The following is a 22,075-nucleotide window of genomic DNA, read 5'->3' as shown; positions in this document are numbered from 1 at the left end:
ACGGGCACGGGTATTGTGTAACTCATATCCGCATGCAGATCTGAGTAAGGACGAAAATGCGACGTACCGCACGGGGACTACTGGCGGCGGTCGTGACCGCCGTGGCCATGTTGTTTGCTCTGGCGCTGCCCACTCATGCCGAATCCCCGGTGGATATTCCTCCGGGCAGCTTCGTGGTGGACAACTCCGGGGTGCTGGGCGGCGGTGAAGCCAACGAGCTGGAGGAAGAGATCTCCAAGCTGCGCTCCGAGACCGGGGTGAGCCTGTTCGTGGTGTTCGTCGATCAATTCAGCAATCCGCAGGATCCGCAGCAATGGGCCGCCGACGTGGCCGAACGCAAGAACATGGGCAGCAATGACACGATTTTGGCGGTGGCCACCGAGCAGCGCCAGGCCCAGTTCCTGACCTCGCAAAGCGGACCGCTGGGCGGCGCCGGTCAGCAAATCTATACCCAGTACATTGCCCCGGAACTGAACAACCTCGATTGGCTGGCCGCGGCCGAAGGTGCCATCAACGGCATTGAGGATGCCGCCAGGGGCACCGGCTCGCGCGGTGGATCCTCTGGCTCGGGCTTCTCCCTGGTGCCGATCCTGCTGGTTTTCGCCGGCGTGGCCGTCATCGGCTACTTCGTCTTGTCCCGCCGCAGCAAGAAGCAGGTCCGCCGCGGTCAGGCCCAGCCCAACCAGCCGGTCCAGCCGGCCATCCCCCTGGACCAGCTGCGCAAGCAGGCCGACCACCTGCTGGTCGCGGCCGATGACTCGATCCGCTCCTCCGAACAGGAACTGGGTTTCGCCGAGGCGCAGTACGGCTCCGCGGCGATTGCCACGTTTACCCAGGACCTGTCCAAGGCCAAGGAGCACCTGCGCGAGTCCTTCAAGCTGCAGCAGCAGCTGGATGACGAGATCCCGGACACCGAAGAAGAGCAGCGTTCGTGGCTCAACGAGATCATCCGCAGGTGCCAGGAGGTCAATTCGAGCCTGGAAGCCCATGCCGCGGACTTCAAGTCCCTGCGTAAGCTGGAAACCAATGCGGAAAGCCACATCTCCGAGCTGGAGGCAGGACTGGAGCCGTTGAATCAGCGGTTGTCCCAGAGCGTTGCCCTGCTTGAGGACCTCTCCCAGCGCTACGCCCCGGAAGCCACCTCCCAGGTCTTGGATAATGCCTCGCAGACCTCCGAGCGCATCAGCTTCATCCGCTCGGCGCTGAACCAGGCCCGGACCGCGATCCAGAACGGCGAACGTTCCCAGGCCGCGGTGCTGGTGCAAAACGCGGAGGAAGCCCACGATCAGGCCACCGGCCTGCTGGATGCGATTGCCAAGTCCAACGAGGCGCTGACCAACGCCGAGGCGGATCTGCGGGCGGCAGTGGCCGAGGCCGAGCAGGAGCTGTCCCAGGCCAAAACGCTCACGGGCGCGCAGGGCGGACAGCGGCTGGCCGCCCCGATAGCAGCCCTGGAAACTGCCCTGGAATCGGTCAAGCACTCCATGCAGCAGGGCAAGCCCAACCCCTTGGCCCTGATCGCAGCCCTGGACGAGGCGGGCCAGCCGTTGAGCAATGAGCTGGGAACCCTGCGTGAGAAGGATGAGCAGGAACGTCACGCCCGCTCCCAGCTGCAGTCGGTGCTGCGCACCGCCGAATCGCGGATCAACGGCACCGATGACTACATCCGGGCCCGCCGCGGCGGGGTGCGTTCCTCGGCCCGCACTCGCCTGGCCGAAGCGCGACGCTGCCATGAGGATGCGGTGCGGCTCTCCGGCTCGGATCCCATCCAGGCCCTGGCCACCGCCCAGCGGGCCATTCGCCTGGCTGAGGAGGCCGCGCGCATGGCCGAGAGCGATGTTGATAGCTTCGGAGGCCCCGGCGGCTATGGCGGTTACAGCCAGGGACGACGCGGTCCGTTCGACGGATTGGGCGGGGCCGTGCTCGGCGGCATCCTGATTGATTCGATCCTGCACGGGGGACGTTCCTCCGGCGGCCATTCCGACGGCGGCTTCTTTGGTGGCGGCGGATTTGGCGGCTTCGGCGGCGGGGGCGGCGGCTTCGGCGGTGGAGGCGGCGGCTTCGGCGGCGGGGGCGGCGGCTTCAGCGGCGGAGGTGGCAGCTTCTAACTTCCCTGGCGTCATTACCGGTTCGACCCTGTTGTTCAGATTCACCATTGTTTTACAACCAATAGGAAGGTTCACATCATGACCAAGCAGTCCATTTTTGGCCGTGTTGCCCAGCTGGCCAAGGCGAACATCAACGCCATGATCGATTCAGCCGAGGATCCGCAGAAGATGATGGATCAGATGATCCGCGACTACACGAACAACATCGCCGAGGCCGAACAGGCCGTGGCCCAGACCATCGGCAACCTGCGGATGCTGGAAGACGACTACCGGGAGGACGAGCAGGCCGCCAGCGAGTGGGGCACCAAGGCCCTGGCCGCCTCGAACAAGGCCGAGGACTTCCGCACCTCCGGGGAGGACGCCAACGCCGCGAAGTTCGACAACCTGGCCAAGGTGGCCATCCAGCGCCAGATGCAGGCCGAAAGCGAAATGAAGAGCGCGCAGCCGACCATCGCTTCACAACGTGAAATTGTTGAGAAGCTGAAGACCGGCCTGGAGCAGATGAAGAGCAAGCGCACCGAACTGGTTTCCAAGCGGGACGAGCTGACGGCCCGCTCGAAGGCCGCTGCCGCCCAGAACCAGATCAACGAAGCGGTCAAGTCCGTGAACATCATGGACGCCACCAGCGAGATCAGCCGCTTCGAGGAAAAGGTTCGCCGCGAGGAGGCACGGGTCCGCGGCGCCTCCGAACTGGCTTCTTCCAGCCTGGACTCCCAGTTCGAGCAGCTGGAGGACCTGGGAGAGCAGACCGAAATTGAGGCTCGTCTCGCGGCGCTGAAGTCCAAGCAGACCGGCGCCCTGGAGAACTAGCACCTGTAGGCAGCAACAGCATCCGTGGCCGTCACCGTTCTGGTGGCGGCCACGGGTTTATCTGGTCCGCTTGAGGCTGCGCGCCAGGCCCGGAAACCGGCCAAGCGATTGCGCCGGATAAAGCAAAAGAGGAGATCCTTTCGGATCTCCTCTTATCTCGTGGCGGGGGAAGGATTTGAACCTTCGACCTCCGGGTTATGAGCCCGGCGAGCTACCGAACTGCTCCACCCCGCGTCGGTAAATACAACATTACCAATCCTTGAACTCCATGGCTAATCCTGGACCGGTGACCTTCGTCACCGGAGGCTTTCCCGCCCTGCCCGGGACGACTTGGTTGGATTATGCCGCCACTGTTGAATGATGCCTGTCAGAGAATCCAGCCCCCGCCAACGCGGGGGCTGCCGGAACCACTGTCCCCGAAGTCGTGCACGCCCCTTGCGATCCCGTAAATGAGCCGGCAGGCCTTGCTGGACACAAAGTCTCATCCGGACCGCGCGGTGAGCCCTGAAGCGGCCATAGCGCCTACCGCCGTCCGGCGTTGGGAAGCTTTAGGGCCACCGGGCCATTCCTGCGCCCCTTGCGACACGGCCCGGGTTGGAGGGCATCAAATCGTCCGGACATGCAAAAAGGTGGAAACGAATTGTTTCCACCTTTTTGTCTTATGTGGCGGGGGAAGGATTTGAACCTTCGACCTCCGGGTTATGAGCCCGGCGAGCTACCGAACTGCTCCACCCCGCGATGACTAGACTATTCTTCATCATCGCGGAGCGGAATGCAAATCGGGCTGCCTGGGGCTGGCCGGGACTAGTTCCCGTCCTGCGGCTGCTCGGTCGGAGCGCCGCTTTCCTCCGGGGCCGGGGCCTCGGTCCCATCGGCCTCCAGCGCCCGGCTCAGGGCGTCCTCCAAGGCCTTCTGGGCTTCGCCATAGGCACCGAAGTCACCATCGGACAGGGCCTGCTGGCCGCGCTTGATGGCTTCGTTCGCGTCCTTCAGCGCCTGGGTCAGCTTCTCCGAGTCGGTCTGCTCCGGGGCCTTGGGCTGCTCATCATCCGGCGAGTCGCCCGGGTCGGCGCCATCATGCTCCTGGGTCACCGCTCCGGAGTCGCCTCCGAAGATCTCATCCAGGGCTTCGCCCAGGGTGTCAGCGAACCCGACCTCGTCACCGAAGGCCACCAGGACCTTGCGCAGGGTTGGGAAGCTGGTCTGGCCCGAAGACTGCACGTAGACCGGCTGCACGTAGAGCACACCGCCGCCCACCGGCAGCGAGAGCAGGTTGCCGCCCTTGACCTCGGAGGCACCCTGACGCAGCAGGTTCAGCTGGGTGGTGACCCGGGTGTTCGTGTCGAAGTTCTGCTGTGCCTGGCCGGGGCCGGGGACCGCGGTGTCGCGCGGCAGCTCCAGCAGCCGCAGCTTGCCGTAGTCCTCGTTCTTCACGCCCGCTTCCCCGCCGGCGTCAGCGTTGGCGGAGAGGAAACCGAACAGCACGTTGCGCTGCTGCCCGTTGCGCGAAGCGGCCGGGATGAACGTGGTGGTCAACGAGAACGTCGCATCGTCCTGGGTCGGCATCTTCAACGACATGTAGTACGGAGGCTGCTTCACGTCCCCGCTACTGGCCGTCGGATCGCTGGGCACGGCCCAGGCGTCGTTGGCCTCGTAGAACGTGTCCGGGTTGGTCACGTGATAGGTGGTCAGCACCTCACGCTGCACCTTGAACATGTCCTCCGGGTAGCGCACGTGCTCGATCAGTTCGCCGGACATCTCCGACATCGGCTTGACCGAGGTCGGGAAAATCTGCTGCCAGGCCTTGAGCATCGGCTCCTGGTCATCCCAGGCGTACAGGTCCACCGAACCGTCATAGGCGTCCACGGTGGCCTTGACCGAGTTGCGGATGTAGTTCACCCGGCCCGAGAGCCGGTCGAATTCCGAGGCGTTGGTCAACGAATCGGTCACCGCCGATTCCAGCTGCTGCTGCTGCGAGTACGGGTAGGCGTTGGAGGTGGTGTAGCCATCCACGATCCACTTCACCCGACCGTCGATGATCGCCGGGTAGGCGTTCGAATCCAGGGTCAGGTACGGGGCGACCTTGCTCACGCGTTCGCGCGGGTTGCGGTCGTAGATGATCTGGGATTCGGCGTTCACCGCATCCGAGAGCAGCAGGTCGGTGGACGCGAACTTCAGCGAGTACACCAGGCGGTTGAAGAAGTTGCCGATGTTCGGCCCGCCGTCGCCCTCGAAGGTGTAGCGCACGTCCTCACCCTCGGAGCCGGTGCTGGGGCGGTCCAGTTCACGCGGCTGCCAGTCCTCCGGGCCACCGACAATCGAGTAGTCCGGGGACCGCTCACCAAAGTAGATCCGCGGTTCGTAGCTTTCATCGCTGGCCAGCTCACCGCTGGTCGGCACGCCCCCGAGCATGAAGTCCGGGCGTCCGCCGGCGGCCACGCGGTTGCCGTAGGCTGCCACCAGGCCGTAGCCGTGGGTGTAGGTGATGTGCTGGTTGATCCACGAATCGTTCGGGTCCACGGTGATCTCACGGGCAGCGATGACCGTGTCCTCGGTCTTGCCGTCGATCTCGTAGCGGTCAACGTTCAGGTTCGTGGGGAACGCGTAGTAGCTGCGGAACTGCTGCAGCTGGGCGAACGCCGCGGACACCAGGTTCGGATCCAGCAGGCGGATGTTGGTGGTGGTCGCCTTCTCGGCAGCAAGCGCACCGGATTCGGCGGTCACCTTCGCCTCATACGGGGTCACCTCCACATCCTGCAGGCCATAGGCCTCCCGCGTCATCTTGATGTTGCGGTCAATGTATTCGCGTTCCAGGGACTTCTGCGAAGGCTGCACCTGGTATTCCTGGACCAGGAACGGGTAGATGCCCCCGGCCACGATCATGGTCACCACCAGCATCGCGGTGCCGATCAGCGGCAGGCGCCAGCGCCCGGTGAAGGCGGCAATGATGAAGGTGATGGCAATCAGCACGGCGATGATCGCCAGGATCATCCGCGCCGGGATGACCGCGTGCACGTCCTTGTACAGGGCACCGGCCACGCGGCCGGACTGGTCGGTGAGCGTCTCGTACTGGCCAATCCAGTAGTTCACGCCCTGCAGCACCAGGAAGACGGCCACGACGACGGCGGTGTGCACCCGGGCGGCCTTGCCGATGGTCACTCCCCCGCGTTCCTCGATGCGGATCCCGCCGTAGAGGTAGTGGGTCAGCAGCCCGGCCACCCCGCCGAGCAGGACCACCGAAATCAGGAACCCGTTGATCAGTCCGATGAACGGCAGGGTGAACACGAAGAAGCTGATGTCCATGTTGAACTGCGGGTCGGTGGTGCCGAACTCCTGCTGGTTCATGAACAGCAGGATGGTCTGCCACTGGCCAGCCACCGCGATTCCGGAGAACACACCGATCACCACGGGGATGCCGATCATCAAGAAGCGGCGGATCGGCTCCAGCTGCGCCTGGTAGCGGGACATCATGTCCGGGCGGTTTGAGCTGGGCGCGTACACCGGGCGGTGCTTGTAGGCGCTGCGCATGGACAGCCACATCGGCACGGCCATGAGGGCGGCGGCAACGATGAAGATGACCACCTTGGCGATCTTCTCGGTCCAATACACCTCCGAGTAGCCCAGCTGGTTGAACCAGAGGATGTCGGCGTAGAAGTTCGAGAAGAAGACGAACAGCGCGACGAGGATACCCACCGCGAAAATCGTCAACGTCAGCGGCGAGGTTTTCCGATTCGGCGGGTTCGGTGGGCGCTTGGGTTCATCGGATCCCCGCGGGGGCCCTCCGAATGGACTGTCAGGTCCGAATGACACTATTTTTTCCTCACACTCAAGGTCCCGGTGAGCAAAGTTCGTGCCGAGACGCGTGTATTTACTTACATTGGTATCTGGTCTGCGGGGGTTTGGCTAGCGGAACCCGCCGCGGGGCTCACTTCAAGGTGCAGGTGGGCAGCTGCTGCGGGTCGGTTCCCGAGGCGATGCGGCTCAGGGCCTGGCGGGCCTCGGCCAGGGTGGACACCTTCACCACGTCCAGGTCCTTGGGGACCCGGTCCTGCACGTCGGGGCAGTTATCGGCCGGGGCCAGGAACACCTCGGCGCCGGCGCGCTGGGCGGCGGCCATCTTCTGCGCGATCCCGCCAATGGGTTCGACCTTGCCGTCATCGGTGATCGCCCCGGTGCCGGCCACGTGGGTGTCCCCGGCCAGGGAGCCTTCGGTGAGCTGGTCGATGATGGCCAGGGCGAACATCATCCCGGCGCTGGGTCCCCCGATGTCCTCCACCCCGAAGTTCACGTCCATGGGGAAGGTATATTCCGGCTTCAGGAACACGCCAATTTGCCGGGTCCCGTCCTCGGCCGCGGCGGTGCTCACCTCTTCGTCCACCGATTGACCCTCACGCTTGACGGTCAGTGTGGACGGCTTCGTCCCCTGGCGGGTCAGGGCCTGCTTCAGCTGGGCCAGGTCCTTGATGGGCTCACCGTTGATCTTCTCCAGCTCGTCCCCCTCACGCAGGGCGCCCTGGTTGAGCGGATCGCCGAAGCCCACCACCTGCAGGGTGGTCGTGAAGGGGATCTGCAGTTCATTCAGGGCCGCGGCCACCGACAGCTCCTGGCTGGAGGCCATCAGCGAATCGTTCTGCTGGCTCAGCTCATCGCTGGTCACCCCGCGCGGCAGCACGGTCTCTTCCTGCACCACGTCCTTGGTGGGATTCACCAACGCCTCCAGGATCACCGGGACGGTCACCCGGTGCTGCCCGCCACCCTGGACGTAGACCGTGGTCATGTCCAACTGGCTTTCGGTCTCAAAGGTCTTGGCGTCCTTGATGCTCAACAGCTGATGTCCGTCCAGCTCGCCCAGCGTGTTGACCACCGGACCCGGTGATTCGACCACAAAGTTGGTGGGCAGGAAGGAAATCACCGCCACCAGCAGCAGCGCAATGGTTCCGGCGATGGCCCCCCGCGGCCGAGGGGAGCTGGTGGTTGCGGATTCCCGCGTTTGGGCTGGGTCAGCTCCTGGCAGTGGTTCCATCTCTTGCACGTAAGTCGCTCCCGCCGCGGACATAAAAGTTGTGGCTCGGCCATTTGGGGACAAACGACCACTCCTAGCCTACTGAATAAGCCCAGGGAACTTCATCCGCACACAGAGGTATATTCGGTGTGCCGAAAGCGAACTGGGGCGTGGATCTATGTCAACGCTCAGCTCGAACGGGTACTTTTATTACATGGCACAGAACCCACCAAATAATCGACCGCACGGGTCGGACGACGAGAATGACCCACAGGATCCTTTTGCTGCGATGTTTGGACAACTCTTCGGTGGTGGATTCGATCCCAACAATCTTCCACCGCAGCTGCGGGCCGCGCTGGGCGACCAGGCGAACAATCCCGCGGCAATGCAGCAGATGATGCAACAGGCCCAGGCCTTCATGTCGGCGATGATGCAGTCCAATCCCGCCGAGGGCTCGGTGAACTGGAAGCTGGCTTCGGACACCGCCCTGCAGGCCTACGCCAGCGAAGACCCGGCCGTGAGCGAATCGCGGCGCAGCGCCATCGCCGACGCCTCCCACCTGGCCGGCATGTGGCTGGATAACGCGACCGTCTTTGAAGGCACCGGCATGCCGCTGGAGGCGTGGACCCGCCGCAAGTGGTTCGACAAGACCCTGGGCACCTGGAAGCAGCTGACCGAGCCGATCGCCGAATCGGTGATCAAGGCGATCACCTCCTCGATGCAGGAGCAGCTGCCCGAACAGATCAAGGGCATGCTGGGCAATTCCGACCAGATCTTCCGCAACCTGGGCGGCAGCATGTTCGGCGCCCAGCTGGGCACCGCGCTGGGCACCCTGGCCAAGGACGTGTTGGGCGGCACGGACATTGGTCTGCCCCTGGCCGGGAATACCCCGGGGCTTGTGGCCACCAACGTGCAGGCCTTTGGCGAGGGGCTGGAGATCCCCGAGCAGGAAATCCTGCTGTACGTGGTGCTGCGTGAGGCCGCCCATGTGCGTCTGTTCCAGCGGGTCCCGTGGCTGTCCTCCAAGCTGATCGGCGCGGTGGAAAGCTACGCGCGGGGCATCCACATCGACATGTCCCGCATCGAAGAGGCGGTGCGCGATGTCGACCCGTCAAACCCGGAGTCCCTGCAGCAGATGCTCGGCGAGGGCCTGTTCACCCCGCAGCGCACCGAGGCGCAGGAACGGGCGCTGAAGAACCTGGAACTGACCCTGGCACTCATCGAGGGCTGGGTGGACCATGTGGTCTCCCTGGCCGCGAAGAACCTACCGTTCTCCGAGCACCTGCGAGAAACCTTCCGTCGCCGCCGTGCCTCGGGCGGGCCGGCGGAGAACACGTTCGCCTCCCTGGTGGGCCTGGAGCTGCGTCCCCGCCGCCTGCGCGAGGCCACTGCCCTGTGGGAGCACCTGGATGCCGAACGCGGTACCGAGGGCCGCGACGCGGTCTGGGATCACCCGGACCTGATGCCCACCGCCGAGGATCTTGATGATCCGGCCAGCTTCACCAGCCGCCGGGAGACCGCGGCGTCGGAGTTCGAGGACTTTGACGCCCAGCTGGGCAAGCTGCTCGACGGCGGTTTTGAGGCCACCGATGATCCGCAGGATCCAGAAGACCCTGACGGCCCGCAGGAGCCGAAGCCGTAGGCAGACCGCCTCATTCGATCACGGGCTGGGCCCCGACGACCGTGGTCGTCGGGGCCCAGCCCGTTTCTCAAGGGATGCAGCCCCGGAAGGACGGCGAGCGCCGGCGGACCGCTTAGCCGTGCTCCACGTCCCCACCCTCATCCAGGTCCTCGAGCTGATCATCCGGGCGCCCCATCTCCCGGGCGTGGGCCCGGTAGCCGGCGCTAAAGGCCTTGAGGTATTCGTCGGCTTCGCGCCGCCGCTCGAAACGGTTCAGCAGCCCGTTGAAGCGCGGCCCGTGCCCGTCCGCCGGTTCCACCAGGTGGCACAGTTCGTGCAACAGCACATAGTCCTGAACCCATTGCGGCATGTACTGCAGGCGTGTGGAGAGCCGGATGCGGCGCTCGTACACGGTCGCCGAACCCCAGCGCTTAGTCTGGTTGCTGACCCAGCGCACCGAGACCGGTGCGGCCAAACCCCCGGTGTAGTGCCGGTCCAGGGCGATGGCCCGCTGCATCAACGCCTCATCACTTAGCGCCCAGTCGGTGGTGCGCTTGCGCTGACGGAACTTCTTGAGCATCTCCTCGACAAAGGTGCGTTCGGCCGATTCGGTCAATGCCGCCGGGACCGAGACGACAAAGCGGTCATCCTTCCACTGGGAGGAGACGGTCTTGCGTCGTTTGGTGGAACGCACGATGCGTACCGGGATGTCATCCTCGGCATAGAAATCCACTGTGGTGGGATGCGCTGGCATGCCAAGCCTCCGATTCTAGAAGTTCGTGCCCGGGCTGCCGGACGTGGGAGCCCCACCCTAGGCCCGCACTCACCGTCCCGGGCGATGCGGGTCACCGGTTGGGGATAGACCGGCTGGCCGCGGCCCCGCAGCGCGTTACCGCATCACGGTACGGGCCGGCGGCTCTCAGCCCTGGTTCACCAGGTCCAGCACGGCCTGCCCGTAGCGTTCAAGTTTGGATTTGCCCACCCCGGAAATCCGGCCCAGCTCCTGCAGCGTACCGGGTTTGTCCTCGGCAATGGCCATCAGCGTTGAATCGGTGAACACCACGAACGCGGGAACCGAGTTCGCCTGGGACACCTCACTGCGCCAGCCGCGCAGTGTCTCAAAGAGCTGCTCGTCGTAGGCGGCCGGACAGTCCGAGCACCGGCGCAGTTTGCGTTCACGGGCGCTGCTGAGGAACGAGCCGCATTCCCGGCACACGGCCGGCGTCAGTTTCTGTTCCTTGCGCCGCCGGCTTGGCTGGCGGGCCGAGGAACGGGGCACGGCGCGGATCCCGTCCAGGAAGCGTGAGGGCTGGCGGTGGGCGCGTCCTCCTGGTGTGCGGGCCAACGACCAGGAGAGGAACAGCTGCAGCCGGGCCCTGGTGATCCCCACGTACAGCAGTCGCCGTTCCTCGTCGTAGCCGGCCTGGTCCTTGGCATAGGTGATCGGCACCAGCCCGTCACTGAGCCCGGCCAAGAAGACCACATCCCATTCCAGGCCCTTGGCCGCATGGAAGGAGGCCAGGGTGACCCCGTTCAGCGTGGGCGCATGCTGGGTGGCGGCGCGTTCCTCAAGTTCGGTGATGATCTCCCGCAGGGTAATCTGCTCGCCTCCCTGGTCGCGGGCGGCGGCCATGTCGTCGGCCAGGCGCACCAGCGCCGAGAGCGATTCCCAGCGTTGGCGTTGGGCCCCGCCGGCCGCCGGCGGCTGGGGGGCGTAGCCGTGGGAGGAAAGCACGTCGCGCACCATCTGGGGTGCCGGGATCTCCGATTCCACGTGCAGGGCCGCGCGCAGCGCGAGCATCCCCTCCTTGACCTCGGTGCGGGAGAAGAAGCGTTCGGCGCCGCGCATCACATACGGGATGGAGTGGGCGGTCAGGGCCTGTTCGAAGGCCTCGGACTGGCCGTTGGTGCGGTACAGGATGGCGATTTCACTGACGTCCTGGCCGTTGCCCAGCAGTGCCTTGATCCGCTGGGCGACTTCCTCCGCCTCGTGCGCGTCATCACTGGCCTCGAAGAACTCCGGTTCCGGGCCGTGCTCGCGCTGGGCGATCAGCTCCAGCGGTTCAGGCCAGGTGACCGTGCGGTCCGGCACGGAGGTTTCAATGCGGCGCGTGGCCAGGATCTTGTTGGCCAGGGCCACCACTTCGGGGGTGGAACGGTAGTCGCGCACCAGCTTGACCACGTCGGCCTCCGGGTAGCGTTGGCGGAACTTCAGCAGGTAGTCGGAGGTCGCCCCGGTGAACGAGTAGATGGTCTGGGAGGCGTCTCCCACCACGCAGATGTCCCGCCGCTCCCCCAGCCACAAATCGAGCAGGCGCTGCTGCAGCGGGGAAACGTCCTGGTACTCATCCACCACGAAGTGCCGGTACTGGGCACGCACGCTGGCCGCGACCTTCTCATCGTCCTCCAGGATGGCGGCGGTGAGCATCAGGACGTCTTCAAAGTCGATGACCTGGCGGTCGTCCTTCAGCTCCTCATAGGTCTGGAAGATGCGCACCATCGTCACCGGCTCCAGCCCGTTGGGCAGCTCCCGGCCCTCGACCACCTTGGCGTAGGTTTCCACCGAATGCATCGAGACCTTCGCCCACTCAATTTCGGAGGCCAGGTCGCGCACCATCGCCCGGTCGCTGGAAATGCGCAACCGGCGCGCGCTTTCGGCCACCAACGGCGCCTTGTGCTCAATCAGGTTCGGCAGGGTGCCGCCAATGGACTGCGGCCAGAAGTACTGCAGCTGGCGCAGCGCCGCAGCATGGAAGGTGCGGGTCTGCACCCCGTTGGCGCCCAGGTGGCGCAGCCGGGTGCGCATCTCCGCTGCGGCACGGGTGGTGAAGGTCAGGGCCAGCACGGTGTTGGGCTGGTACACCCCGGTATAGACCCCGTGGGCGATGCGGTGGGTGATTGCCCGGGTCTTGCCGGTGCCGGCTCCGGCCAGGATGCACAGCGGTCCGGTCAGGCTCTCGGCCGCACGGCGCTGCTCGGCGTCCAGGCCCGCCAGCAGATCCGGGCTCACGCTGGACTGCTCGCTCATCGGGCGCCCGCCTCCGGCAGGGGCTGGCCGTACCAGTCGCGGATCAGGGCGTGGGCAATGGAGACCCCGCGCGGGATCTGGATGCTGCCGACGGCCAGTTCCCGGCCCAGTTCCGCCCGGGAGAACCAGCGCAGGTCCAGGATTTCCAGCCCGTCGGGCACCAGGTCGGTGGTTTGGGCGTGCGCCGTATAGCCAAGCATCAGCGAGCGCGGCAGCGGCCAGGGCTGGGAGCCGCGGTAGTGGCATTCATCAACGCGCACCCCGGATTCCTCGAAAACCTCGCGCCGCACCGCTGATTCGCAGGATTCCCCGGCCTCAACGAAGCCGGCCAGCACCGAGTACACGGCCGTGTTCCAGCGGGCGTTGGCCCCGAGCAGGATCCGGTCCTGGTCATCGATGATGGCCACGATCACCGCCGGGTCGGTGCGGGGAAAGAGCTCATGCCTGTTCTTCACGCATTTAAGCACCCACCCGGCCGTGGTGGGGCGCACGGGGGAACCGCATTCGGGGCAGAAGTTGTAGCTGCGCCGCCAGTTGGTGATCGCCTGGGCGATCAGCATCAGGTGCTGGTGTTCGGGCCGCAGTTGGGTGAACGCGGTGCGCAGGTCCAGCAGCTCGTGGTGGGCCGGGGCCACCTGCTGCGGCAGCAGGGCCACCACGTAGTCGTGCTGCGCCGCGCGCCCCAGGTAGATGTACTCCCCGCCCTCGGGCAGGGTGGAGGATGGGCCGGGCACCAGCGCCAGCCCGCCGGCATCGGCCAGGGCCCTGCCCTCGACCATGCTCATGACCAGGGTGCTCTCACGTTGCAGAACCTGTTGCAGCAGATCCGGTTCATCATATTCGATAATCTGCCGTTCGAACCGGGCCTCCGCGAAGCTCAGGTCCTCCAGGGGCAGGTGGTATTTCTCTGCAAGCGCCATATCTACAACTTTAGGCGTGCTGTCAAAATACGGGTGGCCCCGGGCCCCGGAGTGTGGGCGACCCCACCCTGCTTCCCCCAGGGCCGCACGGCGCCCCACCGATTTGCGGTGACATACCGTGAGTCTTTGGCCATCAGCACTGTGCCGGTAGTTTACGGTGGAACATGTGAAACGCTCTGCCATGGAACTCGCCGCAATTGCCACCGCAGCAGTGCCCGGTCTCTGCCCGGTTGGCTACGCTGCGTTGTCCGATGACCCCGAAGATTTTGATTCGGCGCTGCTCATCGACGACAAGAAAAACCGTTGGCGGGTGCGTTCGCCCAAACACGATGAGGCCAGCATGCGCTTGGAGGCGGAGCTGTCGGCGCTGCGCGCTTTTTCGGCCAAGGTCCGCGCCGCGCTGCCCTTCGCGCTGCCGGCCATAGCCGGCACCGTCCGCCAGGGACCGCTGCGCACCTTCGTCTACAAGGACCTGCCCGGGCACGGGGTGATGCTGGAGGACCTGGTGCAGCTGGGTGAACCGCTGGCCCGGGACCTGGGCAACACGATGGCCGCGATCCACAAGATCCCGGATGAATCGGTGGAGGTCGCCGGGCTGCCCACCTACACGGCCGACGAGGTGCGCCAGCGCAAGCTCAACGAACTGGACACCGCCGCCGCCACCGGCAAGGTGCCCAGCCGGCTGCTGCGCCGTTGGGAGCACGCGATGGAAGACGTGTCGCTGTGGCGGTTTAATGCCGCGGTGGTCCACGGCTCCTTCGATGAGGAGCAGCTGCAGGTGCTGGGCAGCCGCATCACCGCCGTGAAGGGGTGGACCGACCTGCACGTGGGCGACCCGGCCGAGGACTTCGCCTGGCTTTCGGCGGTGGAGGATCACGAGTTCGGAGACAAGGTGTTTGCCGCATACATGCAGGCCCGCGCCGACAAGGCCGACCCGCACATCATGCGCCGCGCGGCGCTGAACGCCGAGTTCGCCCTGGCCCAGTGGCTGGTGAAGTCCCTGGATTCGAAGGACGATGAACGCATCGCCGACGCCGAGCAGATGCTGCACGAGCTGGATGAGAACATTGCCGAGTACGGCGGCCAGCCGCTGTCCGTAGTTGAGGAGCCGCGACCGGTCAGCTCCGTGTTCGGCAAGCCGCAGCAGGAGCAGGACCCGGCCAACGAGCAGGGCAGCACCGCGCACGGCGAGGATTCAAACACCGCCAACGCGCCGGATTCCTCCCAACGGGTCTCCAAGCTGCCCGAGCCTGCGCAGGCGCAGCCGGCCGGGGCCGATGAGGCAGCCAGGGATGAGGCAGCCAAGGATGAGACCGAGCCGGGCCGGGAGGCGGACCAGCAGGAAACTGTGGCCCCCGAAACCGGCGGAACCCACACCGGCTCCACCGCGGCCAAGCAGCCCCCGGCACCGGAGCAGGATTCGACAAAATAGGTCATGGCCCACGGGCCCCGGCCGCGGCGGCACCCTTGGATGCTGCTGCGGCCGGGGCCCGTGGCGTTACCCCTGCCTGGTTGAACGCTGCTTCGTTCAGCCCTGCCGGGTTGGTTCGTCCAGCTGCTCGAACGCGGCGCCGATCATCTGTTCCAGCTCCGCTTCGGATTGCAGCTGCTGGGCGTGGATGGTGATCCCGGCCCCCACATAGTAGAAGGCGGCCTGGATTTCCTCCAGCGGAATCCCGTGCAGGCGCGACCAGCCCAACCGGTACACGGCCAGCTGCACCAGTTTGTCCTTCAATGACTTGCCGCTGGGCACGTGCCCGGTCTTCCAGTCCACCAGCAGCCAATGCCCCTCAGCGGTGCGGAACACCGCATCGATCCGGCCGCGCACCGCAATATCCCCGATGCGGGTTTCCAGGGGCACTTCCACGTGCACCGGTTGGCGTTCGGCCCATTCGCTTTGCCGGAACGCCTGCTTCATCCCCTCCAGGTCCAGGGTGTCGTCGATCAGCGCGTCGGCCGGTTCCAGGATCTCCCCCAGGTCCAGCATCTGGGTCTGTTCGTAGTATTCCTCCAGCCAGGCGTGGAACGCGGTACCGCGTCGTGCCGCCATGCCGGGGCGCCGCGGCACCGGACGGCGCAGGTTCTCCAGCACCTCCTGCGGGTTCTCGGCCAATTCCACAAACAGGGAGGCCCGCACGTGTTCGGGCTTGTGCACACCGTGCTCCTGCTGGGCGGCGAACTGGCGTTGGGCGAGCAGCCGTGCAGCCTCCTCCGCCCAGGCCTGGCCCTGCTCGGTCTGCATCACCGCCTCCTGCGGGGTTTGGGCCGCCCCCAGCACCCCCTCGGCCATGGTCTGCAGGACTTCGCGGCGCGAGTACGGGTAGACGGTGCGTGGGTTGCCCCCGGTGACCTCCGGCCCCTGCAAAGGGTCGTAGGGCCAGCGCGCCTCAACCGGTTGCGAGCGGGTTGGGTTGGCTTCGGGCGCCTGCTCGTCCTGCACCCACACCCCGATCTCGGCCCCAGGGGTAGGGCCCTCGGCCAGCGGCAGCAGCTGCTCTATGAAGATCGATGGGCTTGAGGGTTTGGTGCGGGTCCCGTACCAGACGCTGCAGCTGCAGATCAGCAGCGATTTAGCGCGGGTCAGCGCCACATAGGCCAGACGGCGTTCTTCCTGTTCATTGTGCTCTGCCACGTCGGCGGCGAACTGCTTCTCGGCTTCGAGCAGCTCAAAAAAGGAGGCCTGGTCGGTGTCCCACTGCGGCAGGTCACGGCGGTCACCGCGCAGCGGCCAGGGCAGGGCCGCGTCCCCGCTGGTCCAGCGGTCCGAGGTGCGGTCCGGGAACACGCCCTCATTCATGGACATCACCGCCACGATGTCCCATTCCAGTCCCTTGGAGGCGTGAATGGTCAGCAGCTGCACGCTGTTTGGGTCGGCGTCCTGGGCCGGCAGCGGCAGCCCCTTCTCCTTGTCGGCCGCCTGCTCCAGCCAGTACAGGAACCCGGTCAGGTCCGCCTGCGGCGCGTGGCGGCAGTAGTCCTTGATGACATCGGCAAAAGCGCCCAGGTTGGCCCGCCGCTGCCCTGGCTCCACCCAGGGCCGGGCCGCGACCTCGATGTCCAGGTTCATGGCGCGCTCAATTTCCCTGACAAGGGCCTCGAGGTCGTCGTTTGCCAGCAGCCGCAGCCGGCGCAGTTCATCGCGCAGGCTGCTCAGCCGCAGGTACCCGGTCTCGCTCAGTGTCCGCCCATCGGCGCTGGTCCAGCCAGCCGGCGGCAGGAAGTCCAGCGCCTCAATCAGACTCGCGGCGTCGTTGACCTCCGCCCGGGCCAGGGTTTGCTCATCTTCTTGCGCGTCCTGCACCAGCAGTTGGGCTTCGAGGGTTCCGGTCAGGGCGTGTTCACGGCGCCGGGCCAGGAAACGGGACCAGTCGGCGAAGGCCATCAAGTCCGCCGGGCCGATGCGCCAGCGCGCGCCGGCCAGCAGCCGCATCAGCTTGTCGCTGCGCAGCGGGTCCACCAGCACGTGCAGACAGGAGACCAGGTCGTTGACTTCCGGGGTGCTCAACAGCCCGGAGAGCCCCACCAGCTGGTACGGGATTTCCTTCTCGGAAAGCACCTGGGCCATCAGGCTCAGCTGGGCGCGGTTGCGGCTGAGCACCGCAGCGGTGGTCTCCTGGCCTGCGGAGCGGCGTTGGAGGATTTCTGTCTCGATCGTTTGGGCGATCGCTTCGGCTTCCTGCCGGTCGGTCGCACAGCGGTTGAGCACCACCTGCCCGGGCTGGGCGTGGGCGGAGGCCTCCAGCGGTTTGACGGCCACCGGGCCGGGAGCCTGCTGTTCGCTGCCGGAGACCAGGTTGGCCGCCTGCAGCACGTTGACCGTGTTGCGCCAGGCGATCGTCAGGTGGCGCACGTGGGCGTTGCGCCGCTGCCCGTCCGGCTCGACGATGGGAAATTCGTTGGGAAAGTGGAAGAGCTGTCCGGCGCTGGCTCCGCGGAAACCGTAGATGGACTGGTTCGGGTCCCCCACCGCGGTGACCGGGTGTCCGTCGCCGAAGAGCTGGGAGAAGAGCACCATCTGGGCGTGGGAGGTGTCCTGGAACTCGTCAAGCAGCACCACCTTGTACTTGGAGCGTTCGGCCACCGCTGCGGCCGGGATCTGCTCGGCGATGCGTGCGGCGTGGGCGACCAGGTCTCCGTAGTCCATGACCCCGCGCCGCGCCTTCTCCTCGGCGTAGCGCTGGCTGAGTTCGGCGATGGTGGCCCGCGAGGCGATCTTGTCGATGAGTTTGCCGGCGACCGCGGTCTGCGCCTTGTCCTTGTCCGGGTACATGGGCAGGTGGCGCAGCCGCTGCTCCAGGTCCCGCAGCCAGGCTTCGGCCTGCGCGGTGCCCACCAGGTGTTCGGAGGCCTCGGAGGAGAAGCTGACGATCGCGTTGATCAGGGTGCTGGTGGCGCTGCCCAGGTGTTCGTAGTCCCCGGTGTAGGCCTCAAGGACCTCGCTGGCCAATTCCCAGGATTGGGCGGCCCCCAGCAGGGCGCTGTCCTCTTCAATGCCCAGGCGCAGCCCGTAGTCCTGCACGAGCGTGTTCGCGTAGGAATGGTAGGTGGACACGGACGGGTCCAGGTAGTCCTCGGTGGCCTGCCCATCCAGCAGGCCGGTGTTCACCAGGGCGGCGATCTTCGCGCGGATGCGGGCGGACAGTTCCCCGGCGGCCTTGCGGGTGAAGGTCACCCCGAGCACTTCCTCCGGGCGCACCAGCTCGTTGGCCACCAGCCAGACAACCTTGTCGGCCATGGTCTTGGTTTTCCCGGAACCGGCCCCGGCGATGACCAGCATCGGTTCCAGCGGGGCGCAGATGATCCGGCTTTGCTGTTCGGTGGGCGGGAACTGTTCGCCCAGGGCGGCGGAGAGCTCTTCGGGGGTAAAGCGGATCTCACTCATGGTTCGGTCACCTGTCGTCCTTCGCTGCACAAGGGGCAGATGTCTGGCAGGGCGCACCCGCTGGAGAACCCGGAGCCGCGCGAGGCATCGTGCCGGGTCACGAACTCGGCGTCGCCCATCAGGGCCGCGGCCTCGATGATCAGCTGCTGCGCCCAGTCATCGGTGGGGGCCTGCTGGGTGCGCAGGCTCGGCTTTTTGGTGTTGGATCCCACGAACACCAGGGCCGCCCCGGCCGGTTCGGCCGGCAGGTGGCTGGTTTCGGGGGTGGAGTCCAGGGCCCCGAGCGTGATGGCGGCCTGGTAGACGCCCAGCTGCGGGTGGGTTAGCGCGTCCTTGGCGGAGGGCATCCGGGCCCCGGTCTTCAAATCCACCACATAGGGCCGGCCCTGCCCGTCCACCTCGATGCGGTCAATGACCCCGCGCAGTTCCACCTCCCGCCCCTCATGGGGCACCGGCACGTTGAACGGCAGTTCGCGGGCGACCAGGGCGCGTCCCTCGGAGCGCATCTGCAGCGAGTACAGGGCCAGCTTCTTCAGCATCTCCTCGGCCCGGTCATGGTCGCGCCTGCCTTCCCAGTTGTTCGGCATTTCCAGTTCCGGCCACCGCTCATCGAGCACCTTCAGGTATTCGCTGCCGGCGGCGTCGGGGTGCTCCTCGGCGATGGAGTGGATCAAGGTGCCCAGCGAGGCGGCAAAGTCCACGGCGTTTTGCCCGCCGGCGGCCTGCACGAACCAGTTCAGCGGCGAGGCATGCACCGCCTCCACCTTGGAGGGCGAGACCCGGATGGGCTGGTCCTGGGGGAAGACCGGGGCCTGGGTGCTCAGCGGCGCCAATCCCCACCAGGTGGCCGGGGCCGCCCCGCGCACCGCCGGCTGTGCCGCGGTGAGCTGGCCCAGGACCGCCACCGCATCCTGGGCGACCGCGGAGACCGTCTGGGAGGAGTCCTGCTGCCAGGCGCCCATGGCGGCGGCGATGTGGCTTTCGGCCTCGCAGCGCAGCTCGGCGACCAGGGAGGGCAGGGACCGGATCCGGGGCACCGCGGTGTAGCTGCCCTGCTGGCCCGCGGCGGGGTCGATGATCTGCAGGAAGGAGGAGGGCTGCTGTTCCTCGCTGGCCACGGCGGTGCAGATCAGTGACTGGCTGGCGCGGGAGATCGCGTTGGAGAAGGAGCGCAGCTCGTCGTTGCGGATTTCGCGCACCAGCCGGCTGGGGGTGCGGGTGCCAAGGAAACCGACCCCGTGTTCCACCGCCTCGGCCAGCGCGTTGGAGCCGAGCAGTTCACCGCGCAGCCGCAGGTTGGGCCAGGAGCCCTCCTGCAGCCCCGGGACGAACACGACCGGCCATTGCCGGCCGGCGGCTGCCGCGGTGGTCAGCACCGTGACGGTCTGGTCGCTGGCCGAACGGCTGGCCAGGGAGTCCATGGGCAGCTCCTGTTCCAGGATGTGTTCGACGAACTGTTCGACACTGGCCCCGGGCAGCTGGTCAACGAAGCGTTCAGCCGCCTGGAACACGGAGAGCACCGCGTCCAGGTCGTGGTCGGCGCGGCGGGCCGCCGGTCCGGTGCCCAATGCCTCGGTACGCCAGGCCTCGGCCCGGCCGCTGGCCTCCCACAACGCCCACAGGGCGGTTTCCGGGGTGGCGTTGCCGGTGGCCAGTTCTTCGCGCAGGCGCTGGTACATGCCCAGGAGGCGTTCCAGCCCACGGGCCACCGGGCCTAGGTCCTGGGCCAGCTCCGGTTCATGCAGGGTGGCTTCGAGCAGTTCCTGGCTCGAACGCCGGCCTCCACCGGCACTGTCCTTCTGGCGCAGCAGCTGGCGCAGCCGCCGGATTTCCAGCGCGGTGCTCATCCCGTAGCGGGAGAGCAGCAGCGACTGCATGCGCAGCGGGTCCTCGTTGGCTTCGGGGTTCACCGCCAGCGCCAGCAGGTCCAGCAGCGGGCGCACCGCGTTCTCCTCCTTCAGCGGCACTTCCGCCGGAGGGGTGGTTACCGCGATTCCCTGGCCTTCCAGGAAGCGGCTGAGATTGCGCACCTGGGAGCCGGTGCGCACCACGATCGCCATCTCCGCCAGGGGGCGGTGTTCGTAGAGGTTCAGGTGCACGATGTGCTGGGCGAGGAACCGCTCCTCCTGGGTGGAGTTTTCAAATAGATGTGTTTGCACCGTTGCCGGGTGGGGATCTTCCCCGAACTCCAGGGTTCGGCCGTGCAGCCCGGCGGCCACCGGGACCCGGCGCACCACGCGTTTCCACGCCTGGGCGATGGCGGGGCCCATCCGGTAGCTGGTTTTCAGTTCGTAGATGCGAGCCGGGTTGCGGGGCGTTGAGTAGCGCTGGGTGAACTGTGCCAGCTCAGCGGCGCGGGCGCCGCGGAACCCCTGCACCACATTGTCGGGGGCGGCGAAGGCCACCAGGTTTCGGCCACGCCCCAGCAGGGTCAGCAGCCGGTGTTGGGAAAGGCTGGCCTCCTGCAGGTCATCGACCAGGACCAGCTGCAGCTGATCCTGTTCGGCGGCCAGGAATTCGGGGTTGGATTCCAGCAGTTCCGCGGCCCGGGTGATCAGCCCGGCCGGGTCGAAGGCCTCGGCGCTGCCCAGGTCCAGCAGATCCCGGTACTCCTGGTAGAACATGGCCGCGGCCACCCATTCGCCGCGTTCGGCCTGCTCCCCCAGCTGCGCGATGTCGTCCGGTTCCAGGCCGAGTTCGGAGACCCGGTCAAAGAACTCACGCACCTCCTTGCGAAAACCCCGGGTGCCCACCGCCAGGCGCAGTTCCTCCGGCCACGGCGGGGATGGGGTCAGCCCCTGTTCGTGGCCTTCGAGCAGGTGCCCGAGCAAGGTGTCTTGTTCCGGCCCGGAGAGCAGGCGCGGGGCCCGCTCCACCATGGGCAGCAGCCCCTGCAGCCGGGCGCGGCGAATCAGGTCGAAGGCGTAGGCGGACCAGGTGCGCACCACCGGTTCGGTAAAGGTTTGCTCGGCCCGTGCGCTAAGTTCATTGCGCAACATGGCGGCGGTGTTGCGGGTGGGGGCCAGCACCAGCAGGGAGAGCGGGTCCAGCCCGGCACGCAGGCGCTGCACGGCGACTTCAACCAGCAACGTGGACTTTCCGGTTCCCGGGGCGCCGGCGACCAGTGAGGGTTGGCGCGAGGTGACCAGGTGATCCAGCAGTTCTGTGGTGCCCGTTGCCGTGTCTGCCGATTCGCTCATGGTTCCATCCCATCACGCGGCTCCGACGTTTTGGTTCCACGGCCCGCCCGCTGCCCGAAGGCTGGGTCGGTGCGCGGCCGCTCTTCATCCGCCCTGGAGGTCCGCGGCCCGTCGAGGCTGGCGGTCAGTTCCTGGATTTGGCGCCACTGCCGGTCATTGGGCTGCCAACGGGCCCGGGCGACATCCACTCTGCCCCCGCGCCGGGGCATGCGCTCTTGATCCCAGTGGGCGCGCGCCTGCTCCAGCAGGGATGCGGTGATGTTGCCATCTGCCCGGATGATCCGCCACCAGGGCGTGCCCGGCGCGGTGCCCTGCATCGCCTTGCCGACCTGGCGGGGGCCGGCGCGGCCAAGCAGCTCCGCCACGTCCTTGTAGGTGAGGATCCGCCCGGCGGGAACCAGGCCGGCCAGTTGGTGGACGGCCTCTTCGAAGTCCAGCGGCGGCGGGGACAGGGGCGGCAGGTGCATGCCCCTATTGTGCCAAGGCCCATGCTTCTGTCCCCAA

Annotated in this window: 12 protein-coding genes and 2 tRNA genes; 4 read left to right on the top strand and 10 right to left on the bottom strand. The window is 66.6% G+C overall.

Features of this window, described 5'->3' with window-relative positions; genetic code table 11:
- Positions 1–56: 56 nt before the first annotated feature.
- Complete coding sequence (locus FDN03_RS16965) at positions 57–2,108, top strand: TPM domain-containing protein (protein WP_138177483.1); 2,052 nt, start codon at positions 57–59, stop codon at positions 2,106–2,108.
- Between the two features lie 78 nt (positions 2,109–2,186).
- Entirely contained in the window at positions 2,187–2,918 is a 732-nt protein-coding gene (locus tag FDN03_RS12380; RefSeq protein WP_138177481.1) for a PspA/IM30 family protein, read from the top strand.
- Between the two features lie 160 nt (positions 2,919–3,078).
- Here the strand turns inward: FDN03_RS12380 and FDN03_RS12375 are convergent.
- The 4 genes from FDN03_RS12375 to FDN03_RS12360 form a co-directional block, all read right to left on the bottom strand.
- Positions 3,079–3,152 (bottom strand) — tRNA-Met (locus FDN03_RS12375).
- Between the two features lie 430 nt (positions 3,153–3,582).
- Positions 3,583–3,656 (bottom strand) — tRNA-Met (locus FDN03_RS12370).
- A gap of 66 nt (positions 3,657–3,722) precedes the next feature.
- On the bottom strand, positions 3,723–6,632 hold the full coding sequence (locus tag FDN03_RS12365) for a UPF0182 family protein (protein WP_246049876.1): 2,910 nt from the start codon (positions 6,630–6,632) through the stop codon (positions 3,723–3,725).
- Positions 6,633–6,843: 211 nt separating this feature from the next.
- On the bottom strand, positions 6,844–7,941 hold the full coding sequence (locus FDN03_RS12360) for a S16 family serine protease (protein ID WP_171021235.1): 1,098 nt from the start codon (positions 7,939–7,941) through the stop codon (positions 6,844–6,846).
- 268 nt (positions 7,942–8,209) lie between these two features.
- On the opposite strand from FDN03_RS12360, the gene FDN03_RS12355 reads away from it, so the two are divergent.
- The gene (locus tag FDN03_RS12355) at positions 8,210–9,562 is read left to right on the top strand and encodes a zinc-dependent metalloprotease (protein WP_246049515.1); all 1,353 of its coding nucleotides are present in this window, start codon (positions 8,210–8,212) and stop codon (positions 9,560–9,562) included.
- A 112-nt stretch (positions 9,563–9,674) separates the two neighbouring features.
- Here FDN03_RS12355 and FDN03_RS12350 read toward each other — a convergent pair whose 3' ends face one another.
- The 3 genes from FDN03_RS12350 to nudC all read right to left on the bottom strand — a co-directional run bounded on the left by FDN03_RS12350 (position 9,675) and on the right by nudC (position 13,489).
- Positions 9,675–10,295, bottom strand: coding sequence for a M48 family metallopeptidase (locus tag FDN03_RS12350; RefSeq protein WP_138177473.1), 621 nt, complete (start codon positions 10,293–10,295; stop codon positions 9,675–9,677).
- Between the two features lie 165 nt (positions 10,296–10,460).
- Complete coding sequence (locus FDN03_RS12345; RefSeq protein WP_138177471.1) at positions 10,461–12,569, bottom strand: ATP-dependent DNA helicase UvrD2; 2,109 nt, start codon at positions 12,567–12,569, stop codon at positions 10,461–10,463.
- Positions 12,566–13,489: an NAD(+) diphosphatase gene (nudC, locus tag FDN03_RS12340; RefSeq protein WP_138177469.1), complete on the bottom strand. Its 924-nt coding sequence runs from the start codon at positions 13,487–13,489 to the stop codon at positions 12,566–12,568. The genes FDN03_RS12345 and nudC overlap by 4 nt, the downstream gene beginning before the upstream one ends.
- 181 nt (positions 13,490–13,670) lie before the next feature.
- On the opposite strand from nudC, the gene FDN03_RS12335 reads away from it, so the two are divergent.
- Positions 13,671–14,921 (top strand): phosphotransferase, encoded by a 1,251-nt coding sequence (locus tag FDN03_RS12335; protein ID WP_249354536.1) that lies wholly within the window; start codon positions 13,671–13,673, stop codon positions 14,919–14,921.
- A gap of 96 nt (positions 14,922–15,017) precedes the next feature.
- On the opposite strand, the gene FDN03_RS12330 is transcribed toward FDN03_RS12335, so the two are convergent.
- The 3 genes from FDN03_RS12330 to FDN03_RS12320 are packed head-to-tail and all read right to left on the bottom strand — an operon-like array spanning position 15,018 to position 22,038.
- A complete protein-coding gene (locus tag FDN03_RS12330) occupies positions 15,018–18,371 on the bottom strand; it encodes an ATP-dependent DNA helicase (protein ID WP_138177465.1) in 3,354 nt (1,117 codons plus the stop codon).
- Entirely contained in the window at positions 18,368–21,571 is a 3,204-nt protein-coding gene (locus FDN03_RS12325) for an ATP-dependent DNA helicase (protein WP_138177463.1), read from the bottom strand. Before FDN03_RS12325 ends, FDN03_RS12330 begins: the two co-directional genes overlap by 4 nt.
- A complete protein-coding gene (locus tag FDN03_RS12320) occupies positions 21,568–22,038 on the bottom strand; it encodes an MGMT family protein (protein WP_138177461.1) in 471 nt (156 codons plus the stop codon). The genes FDN03_RS12325 and FDN03_RS12320 overlap by 4 nt, the downstream gene beginning before the upstream one ends.
- Positions 22,039–22,075: the final 37 nt, after the last annotated feature.

The sequence above is a fragment of the Glutamicibacter sp. V16R2B1 genome, from assembly GCF_005774635.1.
Taxonomy (GTDB): Bacteria; Actinomycetota; Actinomycetes; order Actinomycetales; family Micrococcaceae; genus Glutamicibacter; species Glutamicibacter creatinolyticus.
Note: the sequence above shows the minus strand (reverse complement) of the source record. Positions and strands in the feature narration are given on the sequence as shown.